Origin of the sequence: Natrialba swarupiae, assembly GCF_008245225.1 — an archaeon.
Classification (GTDB): domain Archaea; phylum Halobacteriota; class Halobacteria; order Halobacteriales; family Natrialbaceae; genus Natrarchaeobius; species Natrarchaeobius swarupiae.
In genome coordinates this window covers 46899-73024 of the sequence record NZ_VTAW01000010.1, presented here as the reverse complement: position 1 = coordinate 73024, position 26126 = coordinate 46899, and the positions used below count along the sequence as shown (strand labels likewise).

Here is a 26126-nt window from a genome sequence, read left to right as displayed (position 1 = left end):
CGATGGCGGACGACTCCTCGCGAACGCGCAAAGTCCGCGGCCGGAAGATCAGGAGCGACCGCTCGAGCAAAGCGGGTCGCCGTGCGAAGAAAGAACTCGCGCGGACGGCGGCGGCGAACGCCCGCGACCGCGATGGCGACAGCCCGCTGTCCGAACCCGACGAAGTCGTCCCCGAGCTGTTCGTCGAGACCGACGCGGTCGCCTCGCTTCGCGACCGAATCACGGGCTGGCTCGAGGCCGACCAACCGGTACACCTGATCGGCCCCACCGGCTGTGGCAAGACGGCGCTCGCGCTGTCTGCGGCCGCCGAACGCGGACGGCCGGTCGTCTGGCTCAACGGCGACGAGGCCGTCGACACCGCGGCGCTCGTCGGCGCACACGCGGGCGGAGAACGGTACAAAGAAGACGACCGCTTCGTCGGCGGCGTCAGCAAACAGACCGAAATCGTCCGCGAGCGCTGGGTCGACAACCCCCTCTCCGTGGCAGTTCGAGAGGGCGCGACGCTCGTCTACAACGAGTTCTCGCGAAGCGATCCGTCGGCCCACAACGTCTTGCTCTCGGTGTTCGAGGAGGGCGTCCTCGAGCGTCCGGGAAAGCGCGGCGAGGATCGAACGATCGACGTCCACCCCGAGTTCCGGGCGATCGTCACCTCGAACGACGTCGAGTACGCGGGCGTCCACGATCAGCAAGACGCGTTGCTCGACCGATTCGTCGGCGTCCACGTCGACTACTACGACGAGGAGACCGAACGGGAGATCGTCAGCTCGCACGTCGACCTCCCGGAGGAGGACGTCGAGACGATCGTCCGAGCGACACGAGCGCTTCGCGACGAACTCGACGTCGTCGTCGGAACGCGGGCGGCGATCACCGCGGCCACGGGGATCACGGTGTTCGACGGCGACGAGGAGGCGATCGACGAGGGGTTGCTGACGGAGCTCTTCACGGACGTCCTCGCACCGAAGATCGCCGGCGGGAACGGCAGTATCGAGGAGCTACGAGCGAGCATCGGTGAGACAATCTGACGTTCAGCTATGGCCGAAGCCGACACCCAGGGGTCGACCGACCAGTGTAAGGCGCTCACAGCCGACGGTGAGCGCTGTTCACGACCGGCCGCTGAGGACGGCTTTTGCTACCAACACGACGAGAGTGATCCAACCGTGAGTGACAGTCAAACAGCCGACGAAGGCGAACAGAAACAACAAGACGCAGAGACCGAACGCGAGAGCCGAAGCAGGGAACTCGGCCCCGATATGATCGCCGAGGAGAAAACCGATCCCGACTCGATCGACGCCGAGGACGTCGACGCCGACGAGACGATCGAAGGCGTCCTCGCCGTTCGACAGACCGTCCAGTCGAGCGCCGGCGATCTCATCGGCCGCGAGTTCGACGGGGTCAGCGAGATCGTTCCGACCGACGACGGCTGGCTCGCGATCGTCGAGGTCGTCGAGCGACGATCGGTTCCCGACACCCAGGACATCATCGGTCGCTACGAGGTCGAACTCGACGACGACGTCACAGTCCACGGCTACCGACGGCTCGATCGCTACCGTCGCGGGGATCCGGCCGCCTTCGAGTAGCGTCCTCGCTTTGGCCTCGGAGAAGCCAAGTCGATATCGGACGGGCCGCGTCGATGTCGGCCGAACTGCATCGGCGTCGGCTTCTCGAGTCCGGCAACGGTGAACTGGTAAGTACCGAATCGAGGGTGATCAGTATCGCTTCCGACCGTTAAGAGTGGTGTGTGGTGACGTCGGTCGAGGAGACCATCCCAACGTAGTCGTCGTCGACGACCGGCAGGTGTTTGATTCCGTAGGTGGTCATCATCGCAGCGACTTCCTCCATGTAGAGATCCGGCGTGGCGGTCTCCACGTCGGTCGTCATCACGTCGGCGACCTCGAGCTCCGAGACGTTTCGTCCGTCGGCAACGGCGTCGAGCACGTCCGTACTGCTGATTATCGCTCGAGGCGTCGTCTGTACGACCAGCGCGTTGATATCCTTCCCGCGCATCTGCTGGGTAGCTTCCATCACCGTGGCGTCCGGCGAAATCGTCTCGAGCGGTGTCGACATCACGTCTTCGACGGTAACCCTATCGGGAGAACTCATATCAGTACGAACGGATTCGATCGTTATGGTACTTTCCGTCGAGCCGTCATACGGATTGCTGTACCGATTTACCGGTGTAACTGTGACACGTCTGCGCTCGCACCGGCAATGGCGTACAGCAGACCGCATGAAACGTACGTTTTCTGGTTCAGGGTTATAGTAACAACTGCAACGATTTACACACTGATCGCCGGTCCGTCTGGCGATCAGGTGTGCAATGACGTGCAGTGGCTACTATAGTACTCCGACAAGCGTCGACTGCGGGGGTCGACTCGAACCACACCACCACATTCGACCCTGCAGTGTGGGCGTGCCAAAGCAGTAGGCGGTGACGGACCACCGGATGAAGCCGTGGTTTCGAGTACTGTCCCGGCCCGTCACCGCGAGATCAGTTCACATGCCCGTCGTGCACGGGCACGGACCTCCCGGTTTGGGTCGTCCGCCGCGAGTTCCGCGAGTCGGTCCCGCGTCCCCTCGAGCGTCGCGTCGGTCTCGAGGCCAACGCGGCCGAGCGTGGCCGCGGCGGCGGCCCGAACGTCCGGATCGTCGCTCTCGAGGGTCGTGGCGATCACCTCGGTGTGGTCGACGAGGGCTGCCGGTCGAGCGGTGGCGATCGACTCGAGACACCGGAGCAGATCCGCGGTCACCGCCGCTGGCGGGTCGTCGTCGACGAACGCGACGATTTCGTCGGCCGAGGGTGCCACGTCGACCGGCGACTCTGCTGCCAGTTCGGCGAGACAGTAGGCGACCGTATCGTGACACTCCAGAGACGGCTGTGCGAGAAGCGCCCGAAGCTTCGGAACGGCTGGAAGGCACACTCTCGGCTGTTCCTTGACGTTCTCCCGGATCGTCCGGACGGCCTCTCGCTGTGCAGTTGCCGTCCGGTCATCGAGCTGTACGAGAACCGACGGCAGATCGAACGAACAGGAGTTCGGTCGCTGCTCGACGGACTCTCCCCCATCCCTATCCATGATCCCGGTGGGAGCATGATTGATAGAAGGTAAAAGCCTTCCGGCAGTTTAATTCGAAACGTCTAGGAAGAAAGGAGAGTCACGCGAGCCACTCGTCGGGCTTCGTGTCGTAATCGACGTCGTCGGCCGCGAGGTGTTCGACCTCGTTCCACGACACATCCTCCATCGTGACCTCCTTGCCGTCGTAGCGAATCAGCTTGCCGCGTTCCTCGGCTTCCGGTTCGCGATTCCGACGCTTCGCCACTTCGATGTCGTGTTCGTCGACTTCCTTGACGATCGTCAGCAGGTTCACGGGGCGACCCCACAGCTCGAAGATCCGTCTGAGGGTCTCTCGAGCCTGGCCGATGTCGAGCATGACACCGTTGTACTGGTGGCCCAACAGGAGCTCGTTGGCGTTGTTGTAGTTGCCGTCGTAGACCGCGATCGTCGGTTTGCCGAAGTTGGTGAACTGCAACAGGAGCTTCTTTTTGACGTCCTCCGCGGCGTCGCTTGCCACGTGAAACTGCCCGGTCGCCTGGGAGTGTTCGTAGGTGAAGTAGTCGTTTTCCGTGATGAACTCCTGGGTGAGAAACTCGTCCAGGAAGGTCACGTCGTTGTGGCTCTCCCGGACGTCGAACATCCGATCCCACCCTGCAGTGAAGTCGACCTCCGCGAGCGCCTCCTCGAGCGACGAGTAGCGGGCGTCGTCGAACAGGTAGCGGCCGATCCGCTCGAGTTCGTTCTGAGTGACCCGCGAGAGGAACCCGCGGTTCTGTCGTTTGACCAGCGAGTAGTGGCGGCGCGCCAGCCCCTCGTCGGTGAGCACTTTCCAGGGGTACTTCGCGACGTCGATCTCTCCCTCGCGCGCCCGCTCGAGTGCTTCGCGGTCGACCCACTCGTCGGGCGCGTCCTCGAGCTGGTCGAGCGTCTCGCGGGTGATGGTGTCGATCGATTCGGGTGGCTCGAGCGTCTCGAGGACGTCGTCGACGTCGACGACGTCGGTGAGGTTTCGCCAGGATATGCCCTCGACGCGAAGGAGCCGCTCTAAGACCTCGCGACGGTTGGTGGTGTTTTCGACGTACTCCCACAGCTCCATGCCGAGACTGTAGGGATTCAGCCCGCCCGAGGCCAGCACCTTCGCCATGTGATCGGCGTAGTTCAGGAACTCGTCGTCGCCAGCGAAGACCTCGTCGGTCATCATCGTCGACTCCCAGTAGGCCGCCCAGCCCTCGTTCATCACCTTCGTCATCTTCTGGGCGGCGAAGTAGTACGCCTCCGCACGCATCATATCGAGGACGTCACGTTGCCACCCCTCCATCTCGACGGCGCGTTCGGACTCTCCGTCGTACTGCTTGCCGTGTTCGCGGACGAACGCGAGTAGGTCCTTCTGGGGCTCTTCCGGGAACGTCACCTGGCCGTCCTCGGCCTCGAGTTTCTCGAGCCACTCCTCGTCGAACACTTCGCCTTTGATCTCCTCGGAGAGCTCGAGTTCGTCGAGCTTTTCGGCGAGATCCTCGTCGATCTCTGCGGCCGGGCCGTCGACGTCGAGTCGGCGCTCGAACACCCGGTGTTGATCGATGTTGTCCTCGAGGGAGAGGCAGTGGTCGATCCACTTTTCGACCTCGGCGCGGTCGATCTCGGGATCGGACATGTACTCGTCGATCGCTCGAGCGTGGCGCTCTAACATCGCGGCGGCGTTGACCTGATCGTCGTCCGACCGGCCGCTCGTGAACATGCCGAACCACTCGTTGTTCGCGAAGAAATCGGAGTGGGCCTCGACGTGGGTGATGACGGCCTTCTGGTCGGCCAGCGTGTTCGACTCCTGTAAGAAGGCGTGGGCCGGGTTGTCGTTGTTGACGATCTCGAAGGCCTTCCCGCCGGTGTACTGGCCCTGTTTCTGCTGGCGGTCGTACTGCATTCCCCACCGCCAGTGGGGGTACCGCGACTGGAACCCGCCGTAGGCGATGAGTTCGTTCATCTCGTCGTAGTCGATGATCCAGTAGTTGACCGGGTACGGCTCGAGGCCGAGTTTCTCCGCGAGATTCCGGGCTTCGCGCACCGGTTCCTCGAGTTCGCCGGCGATCGCCTGTTTGCGGAACCGGTCCGCGTTGGAGTTTGAATTACTCATGAAAATCACCGATTTCCGTGAGTTCGAAGCGAACGACGTTTGCTTCGTTACTCATCGTCGTCACCTTCCGTGCTGAGAATGCGGTAGATCGCGTCGGTTACGTCGCTCTCGCCGTTGACGTACGCGACCGCGACGTCGTCGGAATCCGTGCCGAAGTGGCGCTCGAGTTCCTCGGCGTGGGTCGCGTTGATCGCGTTGCCGCTTGGCTGGGTCTCGACGTAGGCGTGGAGGTTGGCGTCGATCTCCTCCATCATCGGGATGACCCGCTCTTCGGTGTCATTGGAAGAGTTTTCGGAGTCTCCTGCAGCGAAGACGTACCGGTTCCAGTCGCTCCAGGGGTACTCCTCTAACAACTCGGCGGCGAGTTCGTACGCGCTCGAGATCTTCGTCCCGCCGCCGGAGCGGATGCCGAAGAAGTCCTCGCGTTCGACCTGCCAGGCGTCGGCGTCGTGGGCGATGTAGACGAACTCGGCGTTGTCGTACTTCCCGGTCAGATACCAGTCCAGCGGCGTGAACGTCCGCTCGACGAGTTCGCGTTTCTTCTCCCGCATCGAGCCGGAGACGTCGCGGATGTTGACGACGACGACGTTCTTCTCTTTTTCCTCGATGATCTCCGGGTAGCGGTAGCGTTCGTCCTCGCGCCGGAAGGGGACGTGTTTGATCCCTTCGCGGCGGATCTGCTGGTGGACCGACTGGCGGTCGACGTTCTCCTCGACCGCCTCGATCGAGGACCACGTCCCCCGTTCCTCTTCGGGAATGTCGGCGTACGCTTCCTCGATCCAGGCCATCGAGACCGGGAGGTTCTCCCCGCGGGCCCACTCGAAGACCTCGCGAGGCGTGATCTCCTCGACCTTACAGACTTCCCGCACGAAGTCCTCGTCGAAGTCCATCGCGAGCTTTCGCTTGAGTCCCTCCTTGAACATCCGCTCGAAGTCGAGCGTGCTGTCGGGCCCCGTCCGCGTGAGATCCGTAAACGGCCCCTCTTTCTCCTCGATTACCTTCTTCCCTTTCGGCTCCAGGTCGAGGCCGAGTTCCTCGTCGAGTTCCTGGGCGAACTCCTCGGGGTCCATCTCGTAATACTCGTGTTCCCCGCCTTCCTCGCCGGGTTCGCCCTCGTCGCCGTCCTCGTCACCCGGCTGTGGCTGGGGCTGGCCGACCGGCTGGCCGACGTCGGGCGTTCCGCCGTCGCCCTGGCCGACGCCGCCTTTGTCACGCTGGTCGTACTCGAACTCCGGAAGCGAGACGATCTTGACGGGGATCTTGATCTCACCCGGTCGGCTCTGGCCGAGGTCGCCGTACTGGATGAAGTCGGCCAGGTCCTCGCGGCGCTGTTCGCCGACCTCGCGGAATCGCTCCAGGTCGTCTCTCAGTCCCATCGGTAGCTCACCTGTCCCATGACGTGTCTGCTGGTCAGTTCGGCCGACGCCTCGGAGTAGTCGAACTCGGAGACCATCGTTTCGATCGTATCCTCCTTGACGGTCTCCGTCTCCGTCCCGCTCGGCGGGTCGTCCCACTGGCGCGGATCGAAGTCCTCGAACGTCCGCCTGACGTCCTCCCAGTCGTGGCTCTCGAGGACCGACTTGATAACCGGAATTGCGGTGAGGTCGACGTTCTGGACGGCGAAGTCCTCGTTGCGGTGTTCCCAGGCGTGGCGATTCAGCGACGTGATGACCTTCTCACGACGGAAGTTCTGGACGCTCTCTCTGGGAAGGTTGCCCTGGTACTCCTCCTCGGAGAACCGTCCGAGGTGTTCGACCTCGAAGAGTTTCATCTTCAGTGGATCGGGTTCGACCTCCTCGCCGCGGTCGTTGTACAGCGGTTCGTCGGTCTCCCACGCGTAGACGTGTTCGACGTACTCGGCGACGGTCTCCTCGTCGACGCGTTTCTCGTGCATAATGGCCTCGATGACGTCCGACTCCTGTTGGTCGAAGATGTAGTTTTTCACCGGGACGACGCGGTTCTCGAACTCGGAGCGCTCGCCCGACGAGAACACCGGCGCGTCGGCCATCTGCTCGGCCATCCCGTTTAACACGTCACGGGGCATCACGACGTCCTCGACCGGCAACTCTGCGTGGTGGCGCTCCCGGTCGGTCTGGAGCAACTCGGCGAGCGTGTCGCGAGTGTAGGTCACCGGGATCCCGTGTTCGCCGTCGTGGGCGCCGTCGGCGAAATCGAACTCGTCTTTCTCGCGTCGCGTATCTCCCTCCTGTAGGTACCCCTTATCGTAGATCAACGCTTTATCGACCAGATCGAGTCCGTTCGGAAGATCTTCCTCGTCGAGTCGGGTGACGACCGCGTACAGCGCGGCCGCCTCGATGGCGTGGGGCGCGAACTCTTCTGTCCGCGTCTCGCCGTCGCTACCTTTGACCGTCACCGTCACCGGCTCGCGGATCCGATCGGCCAACTCGTCGTAGCCGTCGGCCTCCCAGACGCTTTTTTCGTTCGTCAGCTCCCGCCTGATGAGTTCACACTCGAGGCTCAGATTCGTCAGGTAGCCAAAGCGGTGCTTGTCGAGGCGTCGTTTGAGTGCCTTCAGCGGATCCATGCCGTTTCGGTCGGCGTGCTGGTTGAGCTGGGCCTCGAGATCCGGGTTCGAGATGATCAGCATCTGGGTGTCGACGTCCATCCCGATCGCCTTGTCCAGTTTCACGGACTGCTCGTCGGGGACGTTCAACAGCTTCTGAAGCAGGTCTGCGTGCTGGGCGGCGTCCTCGACGATCGTGAGGACGCCGTTGCCCTGCGAGAGGACACCGTCGTAGGAAAAGGCCTGCGGGTTCTTGCGTCCTCGCGAGTCGAGTTCCTGGAGCATGCCGTGCATCCACGAGCCGACGAGTCGCTCCTTGGGGCGGCCGTCGTCCTCGCTGTGGAGGACGCCGACGCCCTGTCCGAGGTCGACGACGTAATTTTTCACCCGCAGGTGGGTCTCGTCGGTGATCGCCGAGAACAACTCGTCCTTGCCCGCTCGGCGGTACCGCTCCTCTAAGAACTCGTACGCTTCCCGGGAGAACGGATCGAGCTGGGCGTCGACTCGGACGGGGACGTGGTCCTCGAGTTCGCCGTTGAGATCGGCCAGAATCCGATCGCGGACGTCCTCGGGGAACACCGAGAGCGGGTGTGCCTGGACCGGACTCTCGTACCAGTGTTGGTCGTCCGAGGCGGTGGGGTCGCCGCCGTAGCTCAAGCTCCGCTCCTCGGCGTCGGCGGTCGTGACGTTCCACTCGACCGTGTACCGACGCCCCTCCGGCGTCTTCGAGTACTCTCGGAGGCCGTTGACCAGACAGCGTTTGAGCTCCGATTTCCCGGTCGCGGTCGGCCCCTCGAACCAGACGATCTTCTCGTCTTTCGCCCGGCCCGCCGCGATCGATCTGAGGTCGTCGACGAACCCGTTTAGCACCTCGGTGTTGCCGAGAATTGCGTGTTCGCCGTCGTTGTACGGGTCGTCGAAGAATCGGTAGCGCTCTTTCTCTTCGCCTTCCTCGACGACCGTTCGCGTTCCGGCGGCTTCGATCGCCTCGAGGAGGTACTTCGAGGCGTGGGAGGCGATCGTCGGATTCTCGAAGATCCGATCGACGTACGCTGGGAGGCTCATCGGCTCCTCGTAGGTCTCCTCCAGCGCGCGGTCGGCCTCGGTAACGTAGTCGGTGCCGGTCATGTTAGTCTTCGATCTCTGCTTTGGCGACCTCCGCGCCGGCGAACTCGAGTACCTCTTTTGCCCCTTCCTCGGAGTAGCCCTGTTCGATCAGGGCGTCGATCCACGAGGACCGCTCGTCGTCGTCGAACTCGTTGGCCGACACGAGCGCGGAGAAGTTGATGTTGTGTTTCTTGTCCTCCCAGAGTTTGCGTTCGAGTGCGCGGCGCAGGCGCTCGTTGTCCTGTGGGTTGAACGCCTCGCCCTCTCGAGCGCGCCGAGAGACCCAGTTGCTCACTTCCTGACGGAAGTCCTCCTTGCGATCTTCGGGAATGTCGAGTTTCTCCTCGACCGAGCGCAGGAACGTCTCGTCGGGTTCTTGTTCCCGGCCGGTCAGTTCGTCCTCGATCGTGTCGTCGTCGATGTAGGCCATCACGTGGTCCATGTACTTCTCGCCCTGGCGCTGGATCTCGTCTAAGTCGTAGGCCAGCGCGTGACGGACGTCCTCGATCGCGCGCTCGCGGTACTCCTCGCGAACCGTCTCGAGATAGCGGTAGTAGGTCTCGAAGTTCTCCTCGGGGACCGAGCCGTGATGCTCGAGATTCTCCTCGAAGAAGTTAAACACCGTCAGTGGCGAGAGAAAGCCCCGCGAGCGGTGTTTCGAGTCCATGATCGCCTCGGCGATCTCGTCGCCGATAAAGCGCGGCGAGATGCCGACCATTCCCTCGCCGATCTCGGCTTTCGCTGCGGCCTCCTCGCGAAGCTTCTTGACGTCGATGTCGTCGCCCTCGTCGATCTCGCCGTTGTACGCCTTTGCCTTTGTCAGCAGTCCGACGGTCTCCGTGTCGGGCTCTTCGATCCGCGTGAGCACGCCGAACAGTCCGGCCATCTCGAGAGTGTGGGGCTCGACGTTGATGTCGGGGACGTCGGCGTTGTTCAACATCTTCTGGTAGATGCTGGCCTCGTCCTCATAAGAGAGGACGTACGGGAAGTCGATCCGCTTGGTGCGGTCGTTGAACGCCTCCATCTTCTCGTCGCCTTTCTTGTCCTTGTACTCGGGCATGTTCGTCCGGCCGACGATCACCTGGTCGATGTCGATCCGGGGATTGTTTTTGGGCTTGATCGTCTGCTCTTGGGTCGCGTGCAGGAAGTCATAGAGGAACTCCCGCTGGAGTTTGAGCAGCTCTTCGCCGGAGAAAATCCCCCGGTTGGCGTTACAGAACGCCCCCGAGTAGTCGAACGCACGCGGGTCGCTCTCGCCGTAGATGGCGATCTTCGAGTAGTTGACGTCGCCCGTCAACTCGGTCTCGTCCTGGTTTTTCTTGTCCTTGGGCTCGAACGTCTCTAAGCCCTGGCGTTTGTTCTCGTCGGCGATGAAGCGGATGATCTCGATGTGGTTCTCGAGTACCTGCTGGAGGTCGTCGTCGTAGTACGCCAGCAGTTTGTCCATGTAGAACTCGCTTTCTGGATCGAGTGCCTGCTCGTTCTGGATAGTGTACGGTGCCTCGAGGCGCTCGTTTAGGTCGTCGATCACTCGCTGGCGTTGCTCGCGTGGGAGGAGCACGAGCGGATCCTGGTTCATCGGCGACCGGACCGTGTCGTCGGCGGGGTCCTGGTCCTTGATGACGTCACAGAGGTTCGTCCAGCGGAACGTGTACATCCGACCCTCCTCGCGGAGCGTGTAATCCTCGAAGTACTGACGAACCTGCTTATCGAAGTGAGACTTCCCCGACCCGACCGGGCCGAGCAGGAGCTTGATCCGTCGTTCGGGTCCGAGCCGTCGAGCACCCGATTTCACCTTGTTGACGAACTCGTGGATCGACTGGTGGATCACCTTGCCGTAGAAGGTGTTCTCGCCGTCGTTTAACGGATCCTCGCTGGCGAGCTGGTACTCGACGACACCCTCGGTTTCGTCGTAGGTCGTGCCGTAGTAATCGAACATATCTGCGACGCGCTGGTGGGCGTTGCGGGTGATCTTCGGGTCCTCGTAGGTCTCCGCTAAGTACCAGTCGAACGATTTCGTCTCCCGCAGGTCTGCGGGCATCGATTCCTTGTAGTCCGAACTTAGCTTCTCGAGCGTCTCGATGTCTCCGTTCATGGTATCATTGCCAGTTGTCGCTTCTCGCCGGCTGAGAGGCTGCATCCGCGCGACGTCGTCGACCCAGAACTCCTCGTGCGTTCGCCGTCGAGACGAGCTCGCGCGGAGGGTGCGACCCCCTTCGGGCGGTCTGTCGTTTCATGGGTACTCGCGTGCCACGTGTCGGCGCTCGAGACGGTGTGTCGGTCTCGAACGACGTGCGCCGGGGACGGGCGCGACGTGGATCGACCCGCCGTACGGATATCGATAGTATTTAATGATTGAGTAATCCAGCTACTTAACCTTGGCCCCAAAAGGTATTTACCAAGAATAAATTCCAGGCAATATATGCAGGTATGTTTGTATGCCAATAGATACCACACCTCCCGTCGGGGATCTCTCATCATAAGTCACTCGCCTGCATTGCCGCGGTTCGGTCGCGCGCGGTGTGGGTGATAATAGCACGATATCGCCCCTATATCTCCCGTCGGATTGCACGCGATGAGAACGGAGCGAAACCAGAGACGCGATCAGGACCAGCCGCCGTCGACAGCGGCTGGGGGACACAAACCTGTGATCGCGTACCCGTGACGACGACGATTTAGGGCGGGCGACCGTAACCGAGACCATGACCGATCTGGCGACCCTCCCGCCGGCTTGGGAGATCTGGTCCGACGGCGAGGACGGACGCCTCGTCCTCGCCTACCGGCCGGACGTCTTCGACGGTGACGAGTTTCCCGCGGCCTGTCTCCCGACGCTGTATCTGACACACGGTCGTCGGACGAGACGTCCCGGTCAGAATCCAACCGATTCGACCGGCGACGACGACTGGTTCGTTACGCTCTATCTCGAGCCGGACGTCTCGCTCGAGGGCGGCGAACGATTCTCGACGCGAGCCGACGCCCTCAAGTCCGTCGTCGAACTCGCAGACCGCTTCGACGACGGCGAGATCGATTACCGAGGCCTGTATCAGGTGCCTCGAGAGCGGTACTTCGATCGATTGGACGAACTGACGGGGTGAACTCACGGGGTCGAGTGGGAACCGATACGTCGGCCGACGAACCGACACACTCGAGAGTGAGGCTTAACCGGCGGTGGCGAGTAGTGGACTGCATGTCCACCGTCACCCTCGTCGGCTCACGTCTCGCGCAGCCGGGGACCGAATTCGTCTATCACGGCGAAGCGGATGCCTGTGCCGGCTGTCCGTACCGAAGCCAGTGTCTCAACCTCTCGGCCGATACCCGCTATCGAATCACCTCCGTTCGGGAAAACGCACAGACACTCGAGTGTGCGATGCACGACGGCGGCGTCCGAGCGGTCGAAGTCGAACCCGTCTCGGTGCGAGCGAACATCGTTTCGAAGGGTGCGTTCGCCGGAAGCAAATCGAGTCTTCCAGGCCCGTGTCCGTACGTCGAGTGTCCGAGCCACGAGTACTGTGACCCCGACGGCCTCGCGTTCGACGAGGAGTACAGAATCAGCGAGATCGTGGGCGATCCACCCCACGACGTCTGTCACCTCGACAGAGGTCTTCAGCTAGTCGAACTCGAGCCCGATGGCTGATTCGGCCGCTTCAGTTTCGGTTCGATTCGTCGGCTGCCTCGAGCCAACTTCCGGCCCAACACTCGATTTCGTCGAACACCGGCTCGAGCGACCGACCCTTGTCCGTGAGGCTGTAGTAGGTCGCGATCGGCGCGTCTTCTTCGATGCGGCGTTCGACGAACCCCGTCTCTCCCAGATCGTCGAGCACCCGCGAGAGCGTCCGCGCGTTCGCACCGGTCGAACGCTTGAGTTCGTTGAACCGTTGCTCGCCGGCGAGTAGTTCGTGTAAGACGGCCAGACGCCACTGCGACCCGATCTGTTCGAGCGATTTGATGACGGGGCAGGCCTCCGGATGCTGGTCGTTCGATTGCGGTCGTTGCGATGACATCAGGTTTCCCGTCGACGTTCGGTCGGGAGCCCCATAGCAGTTCGGAATCGAACGAGATAACACAGTGTTATCTATTGGCGTTGCAGATCACTGGTCCGCCTCGGGTTCTCCGGCTGCCGTTCGGTCCTCCGCGAGGGCGGATTCGATATTCTCGAGCGCCTCGAGACAGATCGGAACCGATCCCGCGGCGTGGAACGGAACCTCGAAAACGACGCGACAGCGCCGATCACCCAGGTCGTCGACACGGTGGCCAGCCGACGGTACGCACGGCACACGCCACGTCCAGCGGCGGTCCGTCCGCGAGGTGACGGTAAACGGGAGCCAGACACCGGGTACCCGGATTCGACCGGTGGTCCCCTCCCGAACGCAACGATCGGTCGACTCCACCTCGCGGACGACCGGCGACCAGTCGGGCCACCGCATCGTATCGGCCAGCAGTTCCCAGGCTCGTTCCGGGGCCACTGCGAGGACCTGAGAGATCTCGACTCTGTCGCCGTCGGGTGTCCGCCGTCGCTGGACGCGAGTCATTCGTATACGAACGTACGTCCGCCGCGAATATGGCGTTTCGGTCGCTCGAGTTCGCAACCCGAACTGTCCGTAGCCGCTAGACTTTACTTGCGGGGCTCCCTGCCTCGAATCGAGTGATGGCGATAGTCGAAGTCGAAAACCTCCGCAAGGAGTACGGGGGGTTCGCCGCCGTCGAAGGGAGTACGTTCTCGATCGAACGTGGCGAGGTGTTCGGCATCGTCGGCCCGAACGGGGCCGGGAAGACGACCACGTTGAAGATGATCGCCGGTCTGATCGAGCCGACCGACGGGACGGCGACGGTGGCCGGCCACACCCCCGGCGAGCCGGCGATGCAACGCCGACTCGGTTTCCTCCCCGAGGAGTCGCCGCTGTACGAGGAGATGACCGCCCTCGAGTATCTCACCTTCTTTGCGGACCTCTACGACGTCCCCTCGGAGGTCGCCCGCGAGCGGATCGACCGGACGCTCGATCGGCTCGATCTCGAACATCGGACCCGGCGAATCGGCAACATGTCGAAGGGGATGAAACGGAAAGTCGCCATCGCCCGGGCGCTCGTGAACGATCCCGAGGTGCTCATCTTCGACGAACCGGCGTCGGGACTCGACCCGCTGACGACGAACTACATCATCGAGTTCACCCGCGAACTCAGCGAGGCGGGAAAGACGATCATCTTCAGCGCACACAACCTTTTTCACGTCGAGAGCATCTGCGATCGGGTCGCGGTGATGAACCACGGTCGGATCGTCGCCCGCGGAACCGTCGACGAGATCCGCGGGACTCACGGCGGTACCGAGTACCACGTTTACGCGACCGTCGACGCGAGTCACGCACTCGGCGAGATATCGGCCAGCCGCGAGAACGACCAGGTTCGGCACGTCGTCGGTGGGATGGACGACGTCGAGTCGATCCGCGAAGCCGTCGACGCGGAAGGCGGACGCATCACCGACATCCAGACGACGACGCCGAGCTTAGAGGAAATCTTTCTCGAGATCGCCAGCGGTTCCGACGCCGAGGGAACAGCCCGTTCGGATACCGAAACGGAGGCGGACGCCGACACGACTGATCCCGAGGAGGAACTCGAGGCGTGAGCGACGACCGGTCATCGTCCGAGTCGATCCGACGGCACCTCGCCTCGCTCCGGCGTGGGGCGGTCGGTTCGTTCCGACGGACTGCACGGATCGCCCGCTGGGAAATCTCCCGAAGCGCCGGAACCGTCGATCGGCGGACGATCGTCGCGGTGGCCGCGATACTCGTCGTCGTCGGCGGTGTCGGACTCTCGGTCGCCGAGGACGGCATCGGCCTCGAGGACGAACTGTACGTCGTCGGCGTCGATTCGGACGATCCCTACGCCGATGTCGCCACTGAGAGCGATCGGTTCCGGACGATCGCGCTCGAGGACGTCCGGATCGACGAGGGCGGAGACTCGAACGTCGACGTCGTCGTGACCCGTGACGGTGAGTTGGGGTACGTTGGCGACAACGGCGAACAGGCGTTCCACGCGTTCCGCGAGGCGATCGAAGCGGAAAACGCCGACCGAATGGCCGCCGAGGACGACGACGTCGCCGCCTATCCGGTACTCGTGACCGTCGAGTATCAGGAGCGTGAGACCGGTATGGCAGCCGAAAGCGGTGACGGTGGGTCCGACACAGGAGGAGACGTGATCGGCACAGACGGTGTCGATGCCGACGAGAGCGCAGCCGATGATGACACCGAGATAGTCGATACGGACGGCGACACAGCCGTTGCTGACAGCGATACAACCAGTTCGGACAGCGAAGCGGCCGATTCCGGCGGAGATAGGGGCGCTTCTGACGACGATACGACCGACGCTGCCGGGGATGTGGTCGGTTCCGACGGGTCCGGATCAGACGACGACGTCGGGTCACCGGAGACGACGACCGACGTCACGAGCCCGACGGCGGACGGAGAATTCCAGGTTCCCGACGTCGGTGCCACGGCAACAGAAGAGACGAGTCCCGCGACGCCCGATACGCTGTCACCGCCGTTTCCGTTTCAGTCGCTCGTGCTCGCCTTTCTGTTTATCGTGCCGATGAACTTCGTCATCCAGACCTACGGGAGTACGATCATGGACGAACGGATCAAGCGCCGCGGCGAGTTGCTCCTGGTGTCGCCGTCCTCGCGCTACGAGATCGTCGCCGGAAAGACGCTCCCGTATCTGCTCGGCCTCGTCGGTATCGTCGTCGCGACCGCCGCGGTGATCGGTGGGCGGACGCTCTCGGTCGCCGCAGCGATTCCGATCGCGCTGGTGTTTCTCGCGTCGACGTTCGCCGGCGCGATGCTCGCCCGTTCGTTCAAGGAGCTGACATTCGTCACCGTGACCATCAGCGTCCTCCTGACGACGTACACGTTCGTGCCGGCGATCTTCACCGAAGTGACGCCGATCGCGTTGATCTCGCCGCTGACCCTCGTCGTAATGGATCTTCAGGGCGAGTCGGTCCGTCTCGTCGAGTACCTCTTCTCGACCACCCCGTTTTACCTCAGCGCAGCCGTTCTCTTCTTGCTCGGGATCGGCATCTACCGCGAGGAAGACATGTTCGCCCAGAAGCCGGTCCCCGCGAAGATCGTCGACGCGATCACGAGCCAGATCGACGCCGTCTCGAGGCGCGTCTCCAGTTACTGGAGCCCGTTCGTGCTGTCGGTCGTGTTCATGCCGTTCGTCTTCGCGGCCCAACTGCTCGCCGTTGCGCTGTTGTTCGTCGTCCCCGAGTCGATCGCACTGATCGTCATGTTCGTCCTCGCCGCGGCGGTCGAGGAGTTCGCAAAGAGCATCCACGTCTACGCGGGATTCGCCCGCTCACGATTCGAACCGACGATTCGAGTGGCCGCGATCCTCGGCGCGCTCTCCGGACTGGGCTTTTTCGTCGGCGAAAAGATCACCCACGTCGGTCAGTTCGTGGGACTCTCGGATCTCCCGATCAGCGTCGCCGCGTTCGGCCCGGAACTCGGTGCCGACCTGCCGCTCGTCGTCTTGCTCGCTCTCTTTCTCGCTCCGCTGGCTCTCCACGTGGTGACGGCGATCATCTCTGCCACGGGTGCGAGACGCGGCCGAGGGACGTACGCCGTGGCGTTCGTCGTCGCGACCCTCGTCCACGCCCTCTACAATCTCGGGGTGATCCTCCTTGTCAGCTGATCGCGACGAGTGGCGATCCGACGACGACACCTCGGTACCCCGCGGGCCGAACCCACCCTCGAGAGACGACGGTGACGACCGACGCTCGAGCGGCGTCTGGCGGGCACGCCGGGCGATCGTCCGCCGACAGCTTCGCTCGCTTCGCTCGGAGAAGACGATCCTGCTCGCGATCGCGATCCAGCTGTTCATCGCGGCGTTCTCCTCGTTTCTCGTCGTCGGACTCGTCTCGATGTACGAACCCGACTCCGTGGACGGCTACGAGGCCGACGTCGCCGTCACGGGAAGCGACACCGACGAACTCCTCGCCGTCGCCGACCAGCAGGGCGGAATCGATCCACGGTTCTACGACGACCGGGCGGCGGCCCACCACGCGTTCGACGAAGGATGGGTCGACGCCGTCCTCGACGCGAACCGAGACGACGACGGCAGACTCGTCGTCAGCGTGACGGCACCCGACGGCGGACTCGAGACGACGCTGCTCGTCGTTCAGATTCGCGAGACCCTCGAGACGATCGAGCACGTCGAGCGGATCGAGAACGCAGACAGCTTCGAGGAGCCGCCGCTGTCGGTCCCCGGGGAGACGGACGCCAGCCCCTACGCCGAGTTCACCTACACCGTGTTGCTGCCGCTGTTGTTGTTCCTGCCGGCGTTCATCAGCGGTTCGATCGTCGTCGACTCGCTCGTCGAGGAGCGCCAGCGTGGCACCCTCGAGTTGCTTCGCGTCTCCCCCGTCTCGTTCGGCGACGTCGTCGACGCGAAGCTGGCCGCCACCGCCGCGCTCGCGCCGATACAGGCGATCGCCTGGCTCGCGTTGCTCGCGTTCAACGGAACGGGTATCGCGAACCCGTTCGCGCTACTCGTGCTCGTCTCGGCGCTCGCCGTGCTCGTCGTCGGCGTCGGTGGCGCCGTTGCACTCACGGCTCCGGATCGGCGCCAGGCACAACTGCTGTACTCGACCGGTATCGTCGGTGCACTCGTCGTCTCGACGGTGTTGCCCGAACATCCGGCGAACACCGTCGCGAAGTTCGCCATCGGGAGCGCAACGACGGTCACGTGGCTTTCGCTTGCACTGTACTGTCTGCTCGCCGCGGTCGCGTTCGGCGCGGTCCGGGTCGTTCTCGCTCGAGTCGATCACGACTCGCTGTGAGAACGATTCGGCTGGCACAGCGTTCACTCGAGACGCAGTGCCACAACGAAAAACGCGAAAGACGGAGTCGAACGGCGGCTATCGACCAGTTCAGCGTCGGCTGAACACGCTCTTGATGCGCGAGACGATACCACTGTCGTCGTTCTGGTTCCCCTGTCGATCGCTGTCCACAATTGGGCCGTTGTGAATCGTTTTCGATGTTGCTACGACCAATCTGGAATGCCATCGGAAAATCGGAACGACAGTTCCTCTGCGGACCGATAGTCGGATTAGAGAATCCGTTTACCCCCGAATCCCCCGTCTCACGACCGGAGTATCTTCCAAAAGAACGGCACCATCGCGAACAGTGCGATGAAGGCGAGCCACCAGGGGAAAAACAGGAGGAAGACGACCCAGAGCAAGAACCCAGTGACGATCGCCACGAACTTTTGCTTGATCGTGATATACATTCTTCCCTGGACGTGATCGAACAAAACGATCAAACTGTCGGTTACGGATCGAAATCGATCGACAGGATCAGCCGAATTTGCCGGTGATGTAATCCTCGACGCGCTCGCTTTCGGGGTTCTCGAAGATCTTGTTGGTGTCGTCGAACTCGACGAGATGGCCGCCGGTGAGAAAGACCGCGGTTTTATCTGAGATACGCGCCGCCTGTTGCATGTTGTGGGTGACGATCACGACCGTGTACTCTTCGGCTAACTCCTCGACCAAATCCTCGATTTTCGAGGTGGCGACCGGGTCCAGCGCGGATGCAGGTTCGTCCATCAGAATGACCTCCGGATCGGGGGCGATCGCTCGAGCGATACACAGTCGCTGTTGTTGTCCGCCCGACAGATCGAGCCCGGAGGAGTCGAGTTGGTCCTCGACCTCGTCTAGAAGCGCCGCCCGCTCGAGTGCCGTGTGGACCTGTTCGTCGACGTCGTCGTCTTTGCCCTGGACGCGCAGGCCGTAGGCGACGTTGTCGTAGATCGACTTCGGAAACGGGTTCGGTTTCTGGAACACCATGCCGATCTTCCGGCGAAGCGCGACCGGATCGACGTCCTCGTCGTAGACGTTCTTTCCGTGGAACCGAAGGTCGCCCTCGACGCGAGCGATGTCGATGAGATCGTTCATTCGGTTGATCGACCGGAGGAACGTCGACTTCCCACAGCCGGAGGGGCCGATCAGCGCGGTCACCTTCCGTTCGGGAATTTCCATCTGGATACCGTGTAGTGCCTGCTCGTCGCCGTAGTAGACGTCGAGATCCCGGGATTTGATGACGGGGTCGGCGACTCGAGGTGAGCCAAGCGGTGCGTCGTCTTCGGTCGGTTCGGACCGGTGATCGTCGGTCTCGGCTTTCGATACCGTTCGTGGTCCACCGGCGTTTGCAGTCATGGACGGTAGTTCATTCTTCGAGAGTAGGCAGTTGCCTGGTCCGAAACGCTCCTCGTCCGGATCGTTCGCCGGACGTATCGATCGAGACGACCGACCCGTCCGGGTTCGTTCTACGTACATACAAACAGAGAACGCCCACCTAAATAGGATACTATGATCTCTCCGGTCCGGGACCGTTGACTATATATCTCTATTGAGTGGGGATTCGATCGGAGCGAGCGTCTTCGGTCCCGGCTTCGTTCTCGGTTGGTGGCGTCGGCTCGGCCGGTCGGGGGAGTTCGAGGACGACCGTACTCCCGGCGTCGTCTCTCTCGGTTACGTCCCCGGCTGTGGCCGATTCGGACGACGAAATCGAGAGCCGACCACCGTGCCGGCTGACGATCCAGTCGACGAGCCAGAGGCCGATACCGCCAGCGTGATTGACCTGGGAAATTTCCCGCTCGCCCGTAATCACCGAGATGTCTTCCGGCGGAATGCCGGGACCGTCGTCCTCGACGGCCAGGCGAATCCACTCCGACGTCGGTTCGATCTCGATGGTCACAGATGGGTTCGGCCCGGCGTGATCGGCCGCATTCGCCAGCAGTTCGTCGATCGCGATGCCGATTCCCTCTCCACAGGCCGCGATTGCCTGCTCAGGTCCGTCGACGATGACGCTCTCGAGATCGCGCGAACGGCTCGCCGCGTCGAACGCGTCGACGCGTTCGCGAGTGATCGTCGCGACGTCAGTTCGAAGCGTCTCGTCGTCGATCGGATCGAGCAACGACTCCGTCGTTCGGGCACGGTCGGCCAGTTCGAGCAGTTCACGCGTCGCCGCTGCGATCTCGGCGGCCGACTCCCGATTTTCTCCGTCGAGTCTGGATTCGAGATCGTTGGCGTGACCGACGACGAGATTCAGCGTGTTCCGAAGGTTGTGTCGTAGAATTCGATTGAGGACGAGGAGCATCTGTTCGCGCCGGGCGAGCGATCCCGCCAACCCATCGAGTGCGCGGTCGATCCGTCGCCACTCGGCGGCACCGCCGATCGCTGGTTCGTCACCGTACTCACGTCGCTCGAGTGCTCGAAGCCGCTCGAGGATCCGCCCGATCCGTCGAACCTTCGACCGATAGATCCACACGGCGAACCCGGTGACCGAACCGAGCAACGCGACGGCCGAGGCCGTCTGAAAGAGTACTAACCGGTCGATCGATCCGGTAACCTCTCCCCGTTCCCGGTGGGCGGTAACCGTCCAGTCGACGGTCCCGACCGTCGCCTCGTCCTCGATCGTCTCGTCGAGGTGATCGGCGTTCGTAAACACCGTCTCCCCGTCGGCTTCGACGGTTATCGCACCCTGGTCGTCCTCGGCTATGGGCTCGAACAACCGTTCGTCATCGATGTGGTAGGCACCGTTGAGCGAGCCGACAATCTCGCCGTCCTCGCGGATCGGTGTGCTGACGACGATGACGTCGTTACCGGTTTCGGCTTCGAGCGGATCACTGACGTACTCTTCCCCACGAAGCGATCGGTCGACGTATCGTCGGTCGCTGAGATCCGTTCCGACGATCGTCACCGAGGTGCTTGCCTGTCTGGTTTCGATCGCCCGCACCGCTCCAGTTTCGTCGACTACGGTGACGCCGCCGAACGCGGAAACGTCGACGAACTGCTCGAGTGTGTCCCCCTGTCGTTCGGTTCCGTGTGCTCTGACGTCCGGGTTGTTCGCTGCGATGGCCAGTGTTCGTTGCTGTTCGCGTATCCGATCGTCGAGCATGGTCGCCGAGAGCTCGGCCCGTTCGGCAACCGAGTCCTCGGCACTGTCGAGCACATCGGTTCGGTGTGTATCGAACGTGACCACGAGGACGCCCCCCGAGACGATCACGACGATGACGAACGCGACACAGAACCGATACGTTAGCCTCATTCGCCGGCGACCATTGGCATTACATATCAAGGGACTATTATAATTGTGGCTATCTCGTGTCACGTTCAGCCATTGGCGAGGCGAAACGAAGGCGGAATAGTCGTCACTGTTTACTAAAAGACGTTTTCAATCGTCGCATCGCTGTCGACGCAACCCCGACACCGCGGATCGATTTCCGGTTAGCTCCGCGGATCGTACCTGTTCCTGATGAAGATCGCGATTGCGTTCATCAACAACAGAATCGTAAGCAATACGACGATTCCGGCGGCGGCGACGTGCTGGAACTCGGGTTCGGGAAGGGTCGCCCACTCGAAGATCATCATCGGCATCGCACTGAACGGACTCGTGAGGCCGTCGGGCGCGACGAACAGCGACGTCGCGGCACCGACCATCAGGATCGGTGCCGTCTCGCCGATCGCCCGCGACAGCGAAAGGATCGTCCCGGTCATGATCCCGGGAAGCGCTCGCGGCAAGACGACGTCACGGATTACCTGCCACTGCGTCGCACCGACACCGTAGGCCGCCTGGCGTTGTGAGTCCGGCACCGCACGGAGCGCTTCCTGTGTCGAGACGATGACGATCGGCAAGATCAGAAGCGTCAGCGTCAACGCACCGGCGATGAGACTCGAGCCCAGTTGTATCCCACGGACGAAGATGGCCAGTCCGAGCAGCCCGTAGACGATCGAGGGGACGCCCGCGAGATTGGCGATGTTCGCTTCGATGAACGACGTCAACCAGTTGTCGCCGGCGTACTCTTCCAGATAGACCGCCGCGCCGACCCCGAGGAAGACGGTGAAGACGGCGGTCAACGCGATGAGGAAGATCGAGCCCACGATCGCGGGATAGATACCCGCACCCCGCCCCCCCGGAAGGAAGTTCTCGATCACCTGCGAGGGCGGGTACGTCAGAAACTCCCAGGTGACCCACCCCCACGACTCGTAGAGGACGTCCACGATCAGCGCGACGAGCGCGACGATGCCGACGAGCGTCGACGCGAAACAGATCGCGACGAATACGCGACCGATCAATCGCTTGCGGGCGATGTCCTCGGTGCCTTCGGCGAACGGATTGCTCGTGCTCATTGGTACTCCTCCCTGTAGCGCGATTTGATCCACAGGCTGAACAGATTCATCAAGAGCGTCATGGCAAACAGCGTCAGTCCGACGGCGAACAGGCTCTGATACCCGATCGAACCGACCGAGACGTCGCTGATCCCGATCTGGACCATGTAGGCGGTCATCGTCTGGATCGGCTCGAGCGGATCCATCGTGATCTGGGGATGCATCCCCGCTGCGAGCGTGACGGCCATCGTCTCGCCGATCGCCCGCGAGAGCGCGAGAATGTAGGAGGCGATGACTCCCGATAGCGACGCGGGGAAGACGACACGGGTCGACACCTCGAACTTCGTCGCGCCGAGGCCATAGGCCGCGTTGCGCAGGTCGTCGGGCACCGCGGACATCGCGTCCTCGCTCAGACTCGAGACCATCGGGATGACCATGATGCCGACGACGATCGCACCCGCGGCCGCGTTGAACGTTCCGGTATCGGGGAATACGCGCTGGATGATCGGTGTGATAAACGAGAGCGCGAAGAAGCCGTAGACGATCGTCGGAATCCCGGCGAGGATCTCGAGCGTCGGCTTGATCACCTTACGGACCTGCGGGTCGGCGTACTCCGAGAGGTAGATCGCCGTCGCGGTTCCGACGGGGATCGCGATGAGCGCCGAACCGGCCGTAATCAGAAGCGTCCCCCAGATCAGTGGCAAGACGCCGTAGCTTCGCGGCCGGATCACCGGCGACCACTCGGTGCCGGTGAAGTACTCGACGATCGAGACCTGCTGGAAGAATTCGATCGATCCCTGAACCAGGACCAGAATAATTCCGAGCGTCGTGAGAACGGTGACGAGTGCACACGAGAAGAAGACGTACCGAATCGTCGCGTTCTTCCGGTCGTCGATCCCGCTCGAGCCACCGGTCGTGATATCCGTCGTTCCTTCGGCCTGGCTCATTCTCGCTCCTCCGCGATCGCATCCTCGAGTTTCTCCGCGCTGGCCCGAACCTGTTCGTCCGGAATCGCGTAGTAGCCGACGCGTCGGGCGGCCCACTGCGTCCACGTCAGTTCCTCCCCAGGTTCGACGATCTCGGCGTCGGTCGCCTCCCCGTCGATCGCCTCGAAGTAAAATCGGGCGAACGCACGAACCTCCTCGCGCTCGAAGGCGTCGGTTCGGAAGTAGGTGTACAGTGGCCGCGTCAACGGCTGGTACTCGCCGCTTTCGATCGTCTCTCGTTTCGGTTTCACGACGCCGTCGCCGTCGTCGACGCCGAGCAGTTTGAGCTCGTCTTCGTTCTCGTAGTAGTAGCCTGCACCGCCGAACCCGAGGGCGTATTCACTCCCGCGAACGCCGCGGACGATCACGTTCGTATCCGCGCTCGCGGAGTAATCCGAGCGAATGTTTCCGATCTCGCCGGTGATCTCCTCCGTGAAGTAATCGAACGTGCCGGAAGCGGGATCGCGGCCGTAGAGTTCGATCTCTTCGTCCGGAAAGTCCGGGTCGTCCGGACGGACGTCACTCCAGGTCTCGACGTCCGATCCGGACTCCCAGATTGCCGCGAGTTCCTCGACAGTGAGTGACTCACACCAGTCGTTGTCGGGGTTCGCGATGACGGCCAGCCCGTCGAGTGCGGTCTCGAGTTCGAGATACTCGATCCCGTGTTGGCCACAGAGATCCCGTTCGTCCTCGAGGATCGGCCGGCTCGCGTTCTGGACGTGGGTTTCACCGGCACAAAAGCGCTGGAACCCTGCACCCGTTCCGGATCCCCGGACGGGGATCACGACCCGGTTGTTGCGCCACTGGAACTCCTCGGAGACGACGGCGCCGTGTGGAAGGACCGTGTTACTGCCGTCCATTCGGATTTCGCCGTCGAGCCCGCTATCCTCTCCCCGTGCGAGACACCCCGCGAGCCCAGAAAGTGCCGTTCCGGCAGCGCCGAGTAGAACGTGCCGACGCGAAACCGCGTCGGCCCGACCGGTAATCGGCTCGTTTGCCATCACTCAGTTAGTGGTGATATCGTCTCTAAATACCCTACTATGTTTGCTATATATTTCTATGTTAGACAACGGGTACCGAGATCGGTGACGAGGGTAGCAGAGCGATAATCCGCATATCAACCATTATTGGCCTGGAACAACGGCCTCACTAGAAGTACGGAGACCTGGCCAGATTTATATTCCCACCGCCACAACCTCGCCACATGGAGACCCGAAAAGTGCAGGTGACGGGAGGGTCGACGTACACCGTCTCGCTCCCGAAGGGGTGGGCGACGGAAAACGGTGTCAGCGCCGGGACGACCGTCGAGTTCTATCCCGAAGACGACGCGCTGTTGTTGACGCCACAGAGCGATGTCGAGCGCCAGGAGGGGACCCTCGATGTCTCAGACCTCGAGGGCGAGCGACTCACTCGTGCCGTAATGACGATGTACGTCAGCGGATTCGACATCATCCGCCTCGAGGCGGGCCGCATCACGACGGATCAACGACGGGCGATCAGGGACGCGACCCAGAGCCTCGTCGGCGTCGAAGTTCTCGAGGAGACGACCGACAGCGTCGTCATCCAGGACTTACTCGACTCCTCGGAGCTGTCGATCGTCAACGCTGTCTCCCGGATGCGTCTGATCGCCACCTCGATGCTCGAAGACGCCGTCATCGCACTCGTCGAAAACGACGACGACATCGCCCGCGACGTCATCGAGCGCGACGACGACGTCGACCGCCTCTGGCTGGTCGTCTCCCGGATCTTTCGTGCGACGCTTCGGTCCCCTCGCGCCGCCGAGGAACTCGGCGTCCCCCGCGAGGACTGTTTCGACTTCCACTCGAGTGCCCGCCAACTCGAGCGGGTCGCCGACCACGCCGCCAAGATCAGCAATCTGGCGCTCAAACTCGACGAGATTCCGGAGGACGTCGCCGCCGCACTCTCCGAACTGCAAGCCGACGCTACCGACGTCCTCGAGAAATCGATGGACGCGCTGTTCGCCGACGAGAGCGACGAGGCGAGCCAGCTGGGACACGCGGCCCACGAAGCAGTGCTCGAGATCGACGAACACACCCGAACGATCGACGACATGTTGCGCGACCTCGATCCCGTCCAGGCCCAGTCGCTCGGGTTGATCGTCGACTCGCTCTCCCGGAGCGCCGACTACGGCGGAAACATCGCCGAGACGGCGTTACAGAAGGCGGCTCCGCGGCCGTAGCTCGAGGAGTTCGAACGCGACGACTCGGAAAACAGTCGAAACGTTACTCGAGGAGAACGGCGTTGACCTGACCGGTCTGGCCGGGTCGGGACGTGACGCGGGCCTCACCCTCGGAGGTCGCGATAACTGCGCCTTTCGTGATGATGTTCCGGCGGACGTAGTTGGGGTTCGCGTCGTTTTCGACGACGTCTTCGATTTCCGCCGAGAGCGTCTCGCCGCCGTCGTTGACGCTTGCGACGTTCGTCGCGAGTGCGCGGGTTTTCTGGCCGTTGCCGCGGACGTCGACGGTCCGGAATCGTGGCTCACCGACCTGCGTCTCCGTCGGGAGTCGGCCGAGTTCGTCCTTTCGGCGCTTTCGAACGTTTTTCAGTCGGCCACCGGTACGCTTTCGCGTGGAGCGTCCCTGATTTTGCATACGCGAGAAAAGATCCGGCGTCTACTTGAATGCACGCTTTCGTCTCGAAGCCGTCGGCGTCGATAGCCCGACTCGAGTCGAACAGCGGTTCGGACGAACCCACACGTTCTTCGTCCGTTCCCGGATCGAACGGTATCGATCCCGATCACTCACGCCGGCGCTGTCGCCGCCGTCGACTCGAGCTGAGGTCACGCCGGACGCCGCGAGAGACGGTTCCGACTGGAACGCCAACTATCGTGGCACCGGCGAGGACGACCAACACAGTCACCGGTGGGAGCAACGGAACGACCGTACCGATCGACACGCCCGACTCGGAGAGCGCCCGTACGCCGTCGGGATTTGTCGCGAACGCGACGAGCAAGAGTACGAAAGCGTACGTCACGACGATCGAGACGCCCGTGTGAATTGGACGAGTCAGTACCCGGTAGCTGTGATGTTTGACCGAGGCGACGAACACGTCGGGGTGGCGGAAAATCCGTTGAGGAGTCAGTTTCGAACGCATGCCCAACCAATAGCCGATGTTTGATATATATGTTTGTGTGAGTGACGCCGAGTCACGG

General features: G+C 62.5%; 24 protein-coding genes. 8 read left to right on the top strand and 16 right to left on the bottom strand.

Annotated elements, in window-relative coordinates:
- Positions 1 to 2: 2 nt before the first annotated feature.
- The gene (gene gvpN, locus FYC77_RS09585; RefSeq protein ID WP_149081284.1) at positions 3 to 1022 is read left to right on the top strand and encodes a gas vesicle protein GvpN; all 1020 of its coding nucleotides are present in this window, start codon (positions 3 to 5) and stop codon (positions 1020 to 1022) included.
- Positions 1023 to 1031: 9 nt separating this feature from the next.
- Positions 1032 to 1577 carry a gas vesicle protein GvpO, halophile-type gene (gene gvpO, locus FYC77_RS09580; protein WP_149081283.1) on the top strand — a complete coding sequence of 182 codons (546 nt, stop codon included), beginning with the start codon at positions 1032 to 1034 and terminating at the stop codon, positions 1575 to 1577.
- A 148-nt stretch (positions 1578 to 1725) separates the two neighbouring features.
- On the opposite strand, the gene FYC77_RS09575 is transcribed toward gvpO, so the two are convergent.
- The 6 genes from FYC77_RS09575 to FYC77_RS09550 all read right to left on the bottom strand — a co-directional run bounded on the left by FYC77_RS09575 (position 1726) and on the right by FYC77_RS09550 (position 10904).
- Positions 1726 to 2100 carry a CBS domain-containing protein gene (locus FYC77_RS09575; protein ID WP_238386876.1) on the bottom strand — a complete coding sequence of 125 codons (375 nt, stop codon included), beginning with the start codon at positions 2098 to 2100 and terminating at the stop codon, positions 1726 to 1728.
- Between the two features lie 377 nt (positions 2101 to 2477).
- A complete protein-coding gene (locus tag FYC77_RS09570) occupies positions 2478 to 3071 on the bottom strand; it encodes a HEAT repeat domain-containing protein (RefSeq protein ID WP_149081282.1) in 594 nt (197 codons plus the stop codon).
- A 79-nt stretch (positions 3072 to 3150) separates the two neighbouring features.
- Positions 3151 to 5178, bottom strand: a complete 2028-nt coding sequence (locus tag FYC77_RS09565; protein WP_149081281.1) for a SpoVR family protein — start codon at positions 5176 to 5178, stop codon at positions 3151 to 3153.
- Positions 5179 to 5225: 47 nt separating this feature from the next.
- Positions 5226 to 6554: a YeaH/YhbH family protein gene (locus tag FYC77_RS09560; RefSeq protein ID WP_149081280.1), complete on the bottom strand. Its 1329-nt coding sequence runs from the start codon at positions 6552 to 6554 to the stop codon at positions 5226 to 5228.
- Entirely contained in the window at positions 6545 to 8830 is a 2286-nt protein-coding gene (locus FYC77_RS09555; RefSeq protein ID WP_149081279.1) for a PrkA family serine protein kinase, read from the bottom strand. Before FYC77_RS09555 ends, FYC77_RS09560 begins: the two co-directional genes overlap by 10 nt.
- A gap of 1 nt (position 8831) precedes the next feature.
- Complete coding sequence (locus tag FYC77_RS09550) at positions 8832 to 10904, bottom strand: PrkA family serine protein kinase (protein WP_149081278.1); 2073 nt, start codon at positions 10902 to 10904, stop codon at positions 8832 to 8834.
- A gap of 607 nt (positions 10905 to 11511) precedes the next feature.
- Between FYC77_RS09550 and FYC77_RS09545 the strand changes: the two genes are divergently transcribed.
- On the top strand, positions 11512 to 11904 hold the full coding sequence (locus FYC77_RS09545) for a DUF5820 family protein (RefSeq protein WP_149081277.1): 393 nt from the start codon (positions 11512 to 11514) through the stop codon (positions 11902 to 11904).
- Positions 11905 to 11996: 92 nt separating this feature from the next.
- A complete protein-coding gene (locus FYC77_RS09540; RefSeq protein ID WP_149081276.1) occupies positions 11997 to 12443 on the top strand; it encodes a UPF0179 family protein in 447 nt (148 codons plus the stop codon).
- A gap of 10 nt (positions 12444 to 12453) precedes the next feature.
- Here FYC77_RS09540 and FYC77_RS09535 read toward each other — a convergent pair whose 3' ends face one another.
- Both FYC77_RS09535 and FYC77_RS09530 read right to left on the bottom strand, forming a co-directional pair.
- Positions 12454 to 12810: a winged helix-turn-helix transcriptional regulator gene (locus FYC77_RS09535; RefSeq protein WP_149081275.1), complete on the bottom strand. Its 357-nt coding sequence runs from the start codon at positions 12808 to 12810 to the stop codon at positions 12454 to 12456.
- Positions 12811 to 12897: 87 nt separating this feature from the next.
- On the bottom strand, positions 12898 to 13338 hold the full coding sequence (locus FYC77_RS09530) for an SRPBCC family protein (RefSeq protein ID WP_149081274.1): 441 nt from the start codon (positions 13336 to 13338) through the stop codon (positions 12898 to 12900).
- A 116-nt stretch (positions 13339 to 13454) separates the two neighbouring features.
- Here FYC77_RS09530 and FYC77_RS09525 point away from each other — a divergent pair, with 116 nt between their 5' ends.
- The 3 genes from FYC77_RS09525 to FYC77_RS09515 are packed head-to-tail and all read left to right on the top strand — an operon-like array spanning position 13455 to position 17636.
- Entirely contained in the window at positions 13455 to 14426 is a 972-nt protein-coding gene (locus FYC77_RS09525) for an ABC transporter ATP-binding protein (protein ID WP_149081273.1), read from the top strand.
- Positions 14423 to 16489, top strand: a complete 2067-nt coding sequence (locus FYC77_RS09520; protein WP_149081272.1) for a PrsW family glutamic-type intramembrane protease — start codon at positions 14423 to 14425, stop codon at positions 16487 to 16489. The genes FYC77_RS09525 and FYC77_RS09520 overlap by 4 nt, the downstream gene beginning before the upstream one ends.
- On the top strand, positions 16479 to 17636 hold the full coding sequence (locus FYC77_RS09515; RefSeq protein ID WP_149081271.1) for an ABC transporter permease: 1158 nt from the start codon (positions 16479 to 16481) through the stop codon (positions 17634 to 17636). Before FYC77_RS09520 ends, FYC77_RS09515 begins: the two co-directional genes overlap by 11 nt.
- A 302-nt stretch (positions 17637 to 17938) precedes the next feature.
- Here the strand turns inward: FYC77_RS09515 and FYC77_RS20410 are convergent, their stop codons facing one another.
- From FYC77_RS20410 to FYC77_RS09490, 6 genes are all read right to left on the bottom strand, one after another.
- Entirely contained in the window at positions 17939 to 18085 is a 147-nt protein-coding gene (locus FYC77_RS20410) for a hypothetical protein (RefSeq protein ID WP_202911802.1), read from the bottom strand.
- Between the two features lie 67 nt (positions 18086 to 18152).
- Positions 18153 to 19010, bottom strand: coding sequence for a phosphate ABC transporter ATP-binding protein PstB (pstB, locus tag FYC77_RS09510; RefSeq protein WP_149081270.1), 858 nt, complete (start codon positions 19008 to 19010; stop codon positions 18153 to 18155).
- A gap of 190 nt (positions 19011 to 19200) precedes the next feature.
- Positions 19201 to 20904 (bottom strand): sensor histidine kinase, encoded by a 1704-nt coding sequence (locus tag FYC77_RS09505; protein WP_149081269.1) that lies wholly within the window; start codon positions 20902 to 20904, stop codon positions 19201 to 19203.
- Between the two features lie 179 nt (positions 20905 to 21083).
- The gene (pstA, locus tag FYC77_RS09500; protein WP_149081268.1) at positions 21084 to 21986 is read right to left on the bottom strand and encodes a phosphate ABC transporter permease PstA; all 903 of its coding nucleotides are present in this window, start codon (positions 21984 to 21986) and stop codon (positions 21084 to 21086) included.
- Entirely contained in the window at positions 21983 to 22912 is a 930-nt protein-coding gene (pstC, locus tag FYC77_RS09495) for a phosphate ABC transporter permease subunit PstC (RefSeq protein ID WP_149081267.1), read from the bottom strand. The genes pstA and pstC overlap by 4 nt, the downstream gene beginning before the upstream one ends.
- Positions 22909 to 23952: a PstS family phosphate ABC transporter substrate-binding protein gene (locus tag FYC77_RS09490; RefSeq protein ID WP_149081266.1), complete on the bottom strand. Its 1044-nt coding sequence runs from the start codon at positions 23950 to 23952 to the stop codon at positions 22909 to 22911. The genes pstC and FYC77_RS09490 overlap by 4 nt, the downstream gene beginning before the upstream one ends.
- A 203-nt stretch (positions 23953 to 24155) precedes the next feature.
- Between FYC77_RS09490 and FYC77_RS09485 the strand changes: the two genes are divergently transcribed.
- The gene (locus FYC77_RS09485) at positions 24156 to 25151 is read left to right on the top strand and encodes a phosphate signaling complex PhoU family protein (RefSeq protein ID WP_149081265.1); all 996 of its coding nucleotides are present in this window, start codon (positions 24156 to 24158) and stop codon (positions 25149 to 25151) included.
- Positions 25152 to 25194: 43 nt separating this feature from the next.
- Here the strand turns inward: FYC77_RS09485 and FYC77_RS09480 are convergent, their stop codons facing one another.
- Both FYC77_RS09480 and FYC77_RS09475 read right to left on the bottom strand, forming a co-directional pair.
- Positions 25195 to 25566 carry a 30S ribosomal protein S8e gene (locus FYC77_RS09480; protein ID WP_149081264.1) on the bottom strand — a complete coding sequence of 124 codons (372 nt, stop codon included), beginning with the start codon at positions 25564 to 25566 and terminating at the stop codon, positions 25195 to 25197.
- A 145-nt stretch (positions 25567 to 25711) separates the two neighbouring features.
- Positions 25712 to 26068, bottom strand: a complete 357-nt coding sequence (locus FYC77_RS09475) for a hypothetical protein (RefSeq protein WP_149081263.1) — start codon at positions 26066 to 26068, stop codon at positions 25712 to 25714.
- Positions 26069 to 26126: the final 58 nt, after the last annotated feature.

Bases quoted from the DNA above. Each gene is read 5' to 3' on its own strand.
- FYC77_RS09480 (WP_149081264.1), bottom strand. From the start codon at position 25,566: ATGCAAAATCAGGGACGCTCCACGCGAAAGCGTACCGGTGGCCGACTG.
- FYC77_RS09575 (WP_238386876.1), bottom strand. From the start codon at position 2,100: ATGAGTTCTCCCGATAGGGTTACCGTCGAAGACGTGATGTCGACACCG.
- FYC77_RS09475 (WP_149081263.1), bottom strand. From the start codon at position 26,068: ATGCGTTCGAAACTGACTCCTCAACGGATTTTCCGCCACCCCGACGTG.
- FYC77_RS09525 (WP_149081273.1), top strand. From the start codon at position 13,455: ATGGCGATAGTCGAAGTCGAAAACCTCCGCAAGGAGTACGGGGGGTTC.
- FYC77_RS09555 (WP_149081279.1), bottom strand. From the start codon at position 8,830: ATGACCGGCACCGACTACGTTACCGAGGCCGACCGCGCGCTGGAGGAG.
- FYC77_RS09530 (WP_149081274.1), bottom strand. From the start codon at position 13,338: ATGACTCGCGTCCAGCGACGGCGGACACCCGACGGCGACAGAGTCGAG.
- FYC77_RS09570 (WP_149081282.1), bottom strand. From the start codon at position 3,071: ATGGATAGGGATGGGGGAGAGTCCGTCGAGCAGCGACCGAACTCCTGT.
- FYC77_RS09485 (WP_149081265.1), top strand. From the start codon at position 24,156: ATGGAGACCCGAAAAGTGCAGGTGACGGGAGGGTCGACGTACACCGTC.
- FYC77_RS20410 (WP_202911802.1), bottom strand. From the start codon at position 18,085: ATGTATATCACGATCAAGCAAAAGTTCGTGGCGATCGTCACTGGGTTC.
- FYC77_RS09535 (WP_149081275.1), bottom strand. From the start codon at position 12,810: ATGTCATCGCAACGACCGCAATCGAACGACCAGCATCCGGAGGCCTGC.
- pstB (WP_149081270.1), bottom strand. From the start codon at position 19,010: ATGACTGCAAACGCCGGTGGACCACGAACGGTATCGAAAGCCGAGACC.
- FYC77_RS09505 (WP_149081269.1), bottom strand. From the start codon at position 20,904: ATGAGGCTAACGTATCGGTTCTGTGTCGCGTTCGTCATCGTCGTGATC.
- FYC77_RS09545 (WP_149081277.1), top strand. From the start codon at position 11,512: ATGACCGATCTGGCGACCCTCCCGCCGGCTTGGGAGATCTGGTCCGAC.
- gvpO (WP_149081283.1), top strand. From the start codon at position 1,032: ATGGCCGAAGCCGACACCCAGGGGTCGACCGACCAGTGTAAGGCGCTC.
- FYC77_RS09490 (WP_149081266.1), bottom strand. From the start codon at position 23,952: ATGGCAAACGAGCCGATTACCGGTCGGGCCGACGCGGTTTCGCGTCGG.
- FYC77_RS09550 (WP_149081278.1), bottom strand. From the start codon at position 10,904: ATGAACGGAGACATCGAGACGCTCGAGAAGCTAAGTTCGGACTACAAG.
- gvpN (WP_149081284.1), top strand. From the start codon at position 3: ATGGCGGACGACTCCTCGCGAACGCGCAAAGTCCGCGGCCGGAAGATC.
- FYC77_RS09540 (WP_149081276.1), top strand. From the start codon at position 11,997: ATGTCCACCGTCACCCTCGTCGGCTCACGTCTCGCGCAGCCGGGGACC.
- FYC77_RS09565 (WP_149081281.1), bottom strand. From the start codon at position 5,178: ATGAGTAATTCAAACTCCAACGCGGACCGGTTCCGCAAACAGGCGATC.
- pstC (WP_149081267.1), bottom strand. From the start codon at position 22,912: ATGAGCCAGGCCGAAGGAACGACGGATATCACGACCGGTGGCTCGAGC.
- pstA (WP_149081268.1), bottom strand. From the start codon at position 21,986: ATGAGCACGAGCAATCCGTTCGCCGAAGGCACCGAGGACATCGCCCGC.
- FYC77_RS09560 (WP_149081280.1), bottom strand. From the start codon at position 6,554: ATGGGACTGAGAGACGACCTGGAGCGATTCCGCGAGGTCGGCGAACAG.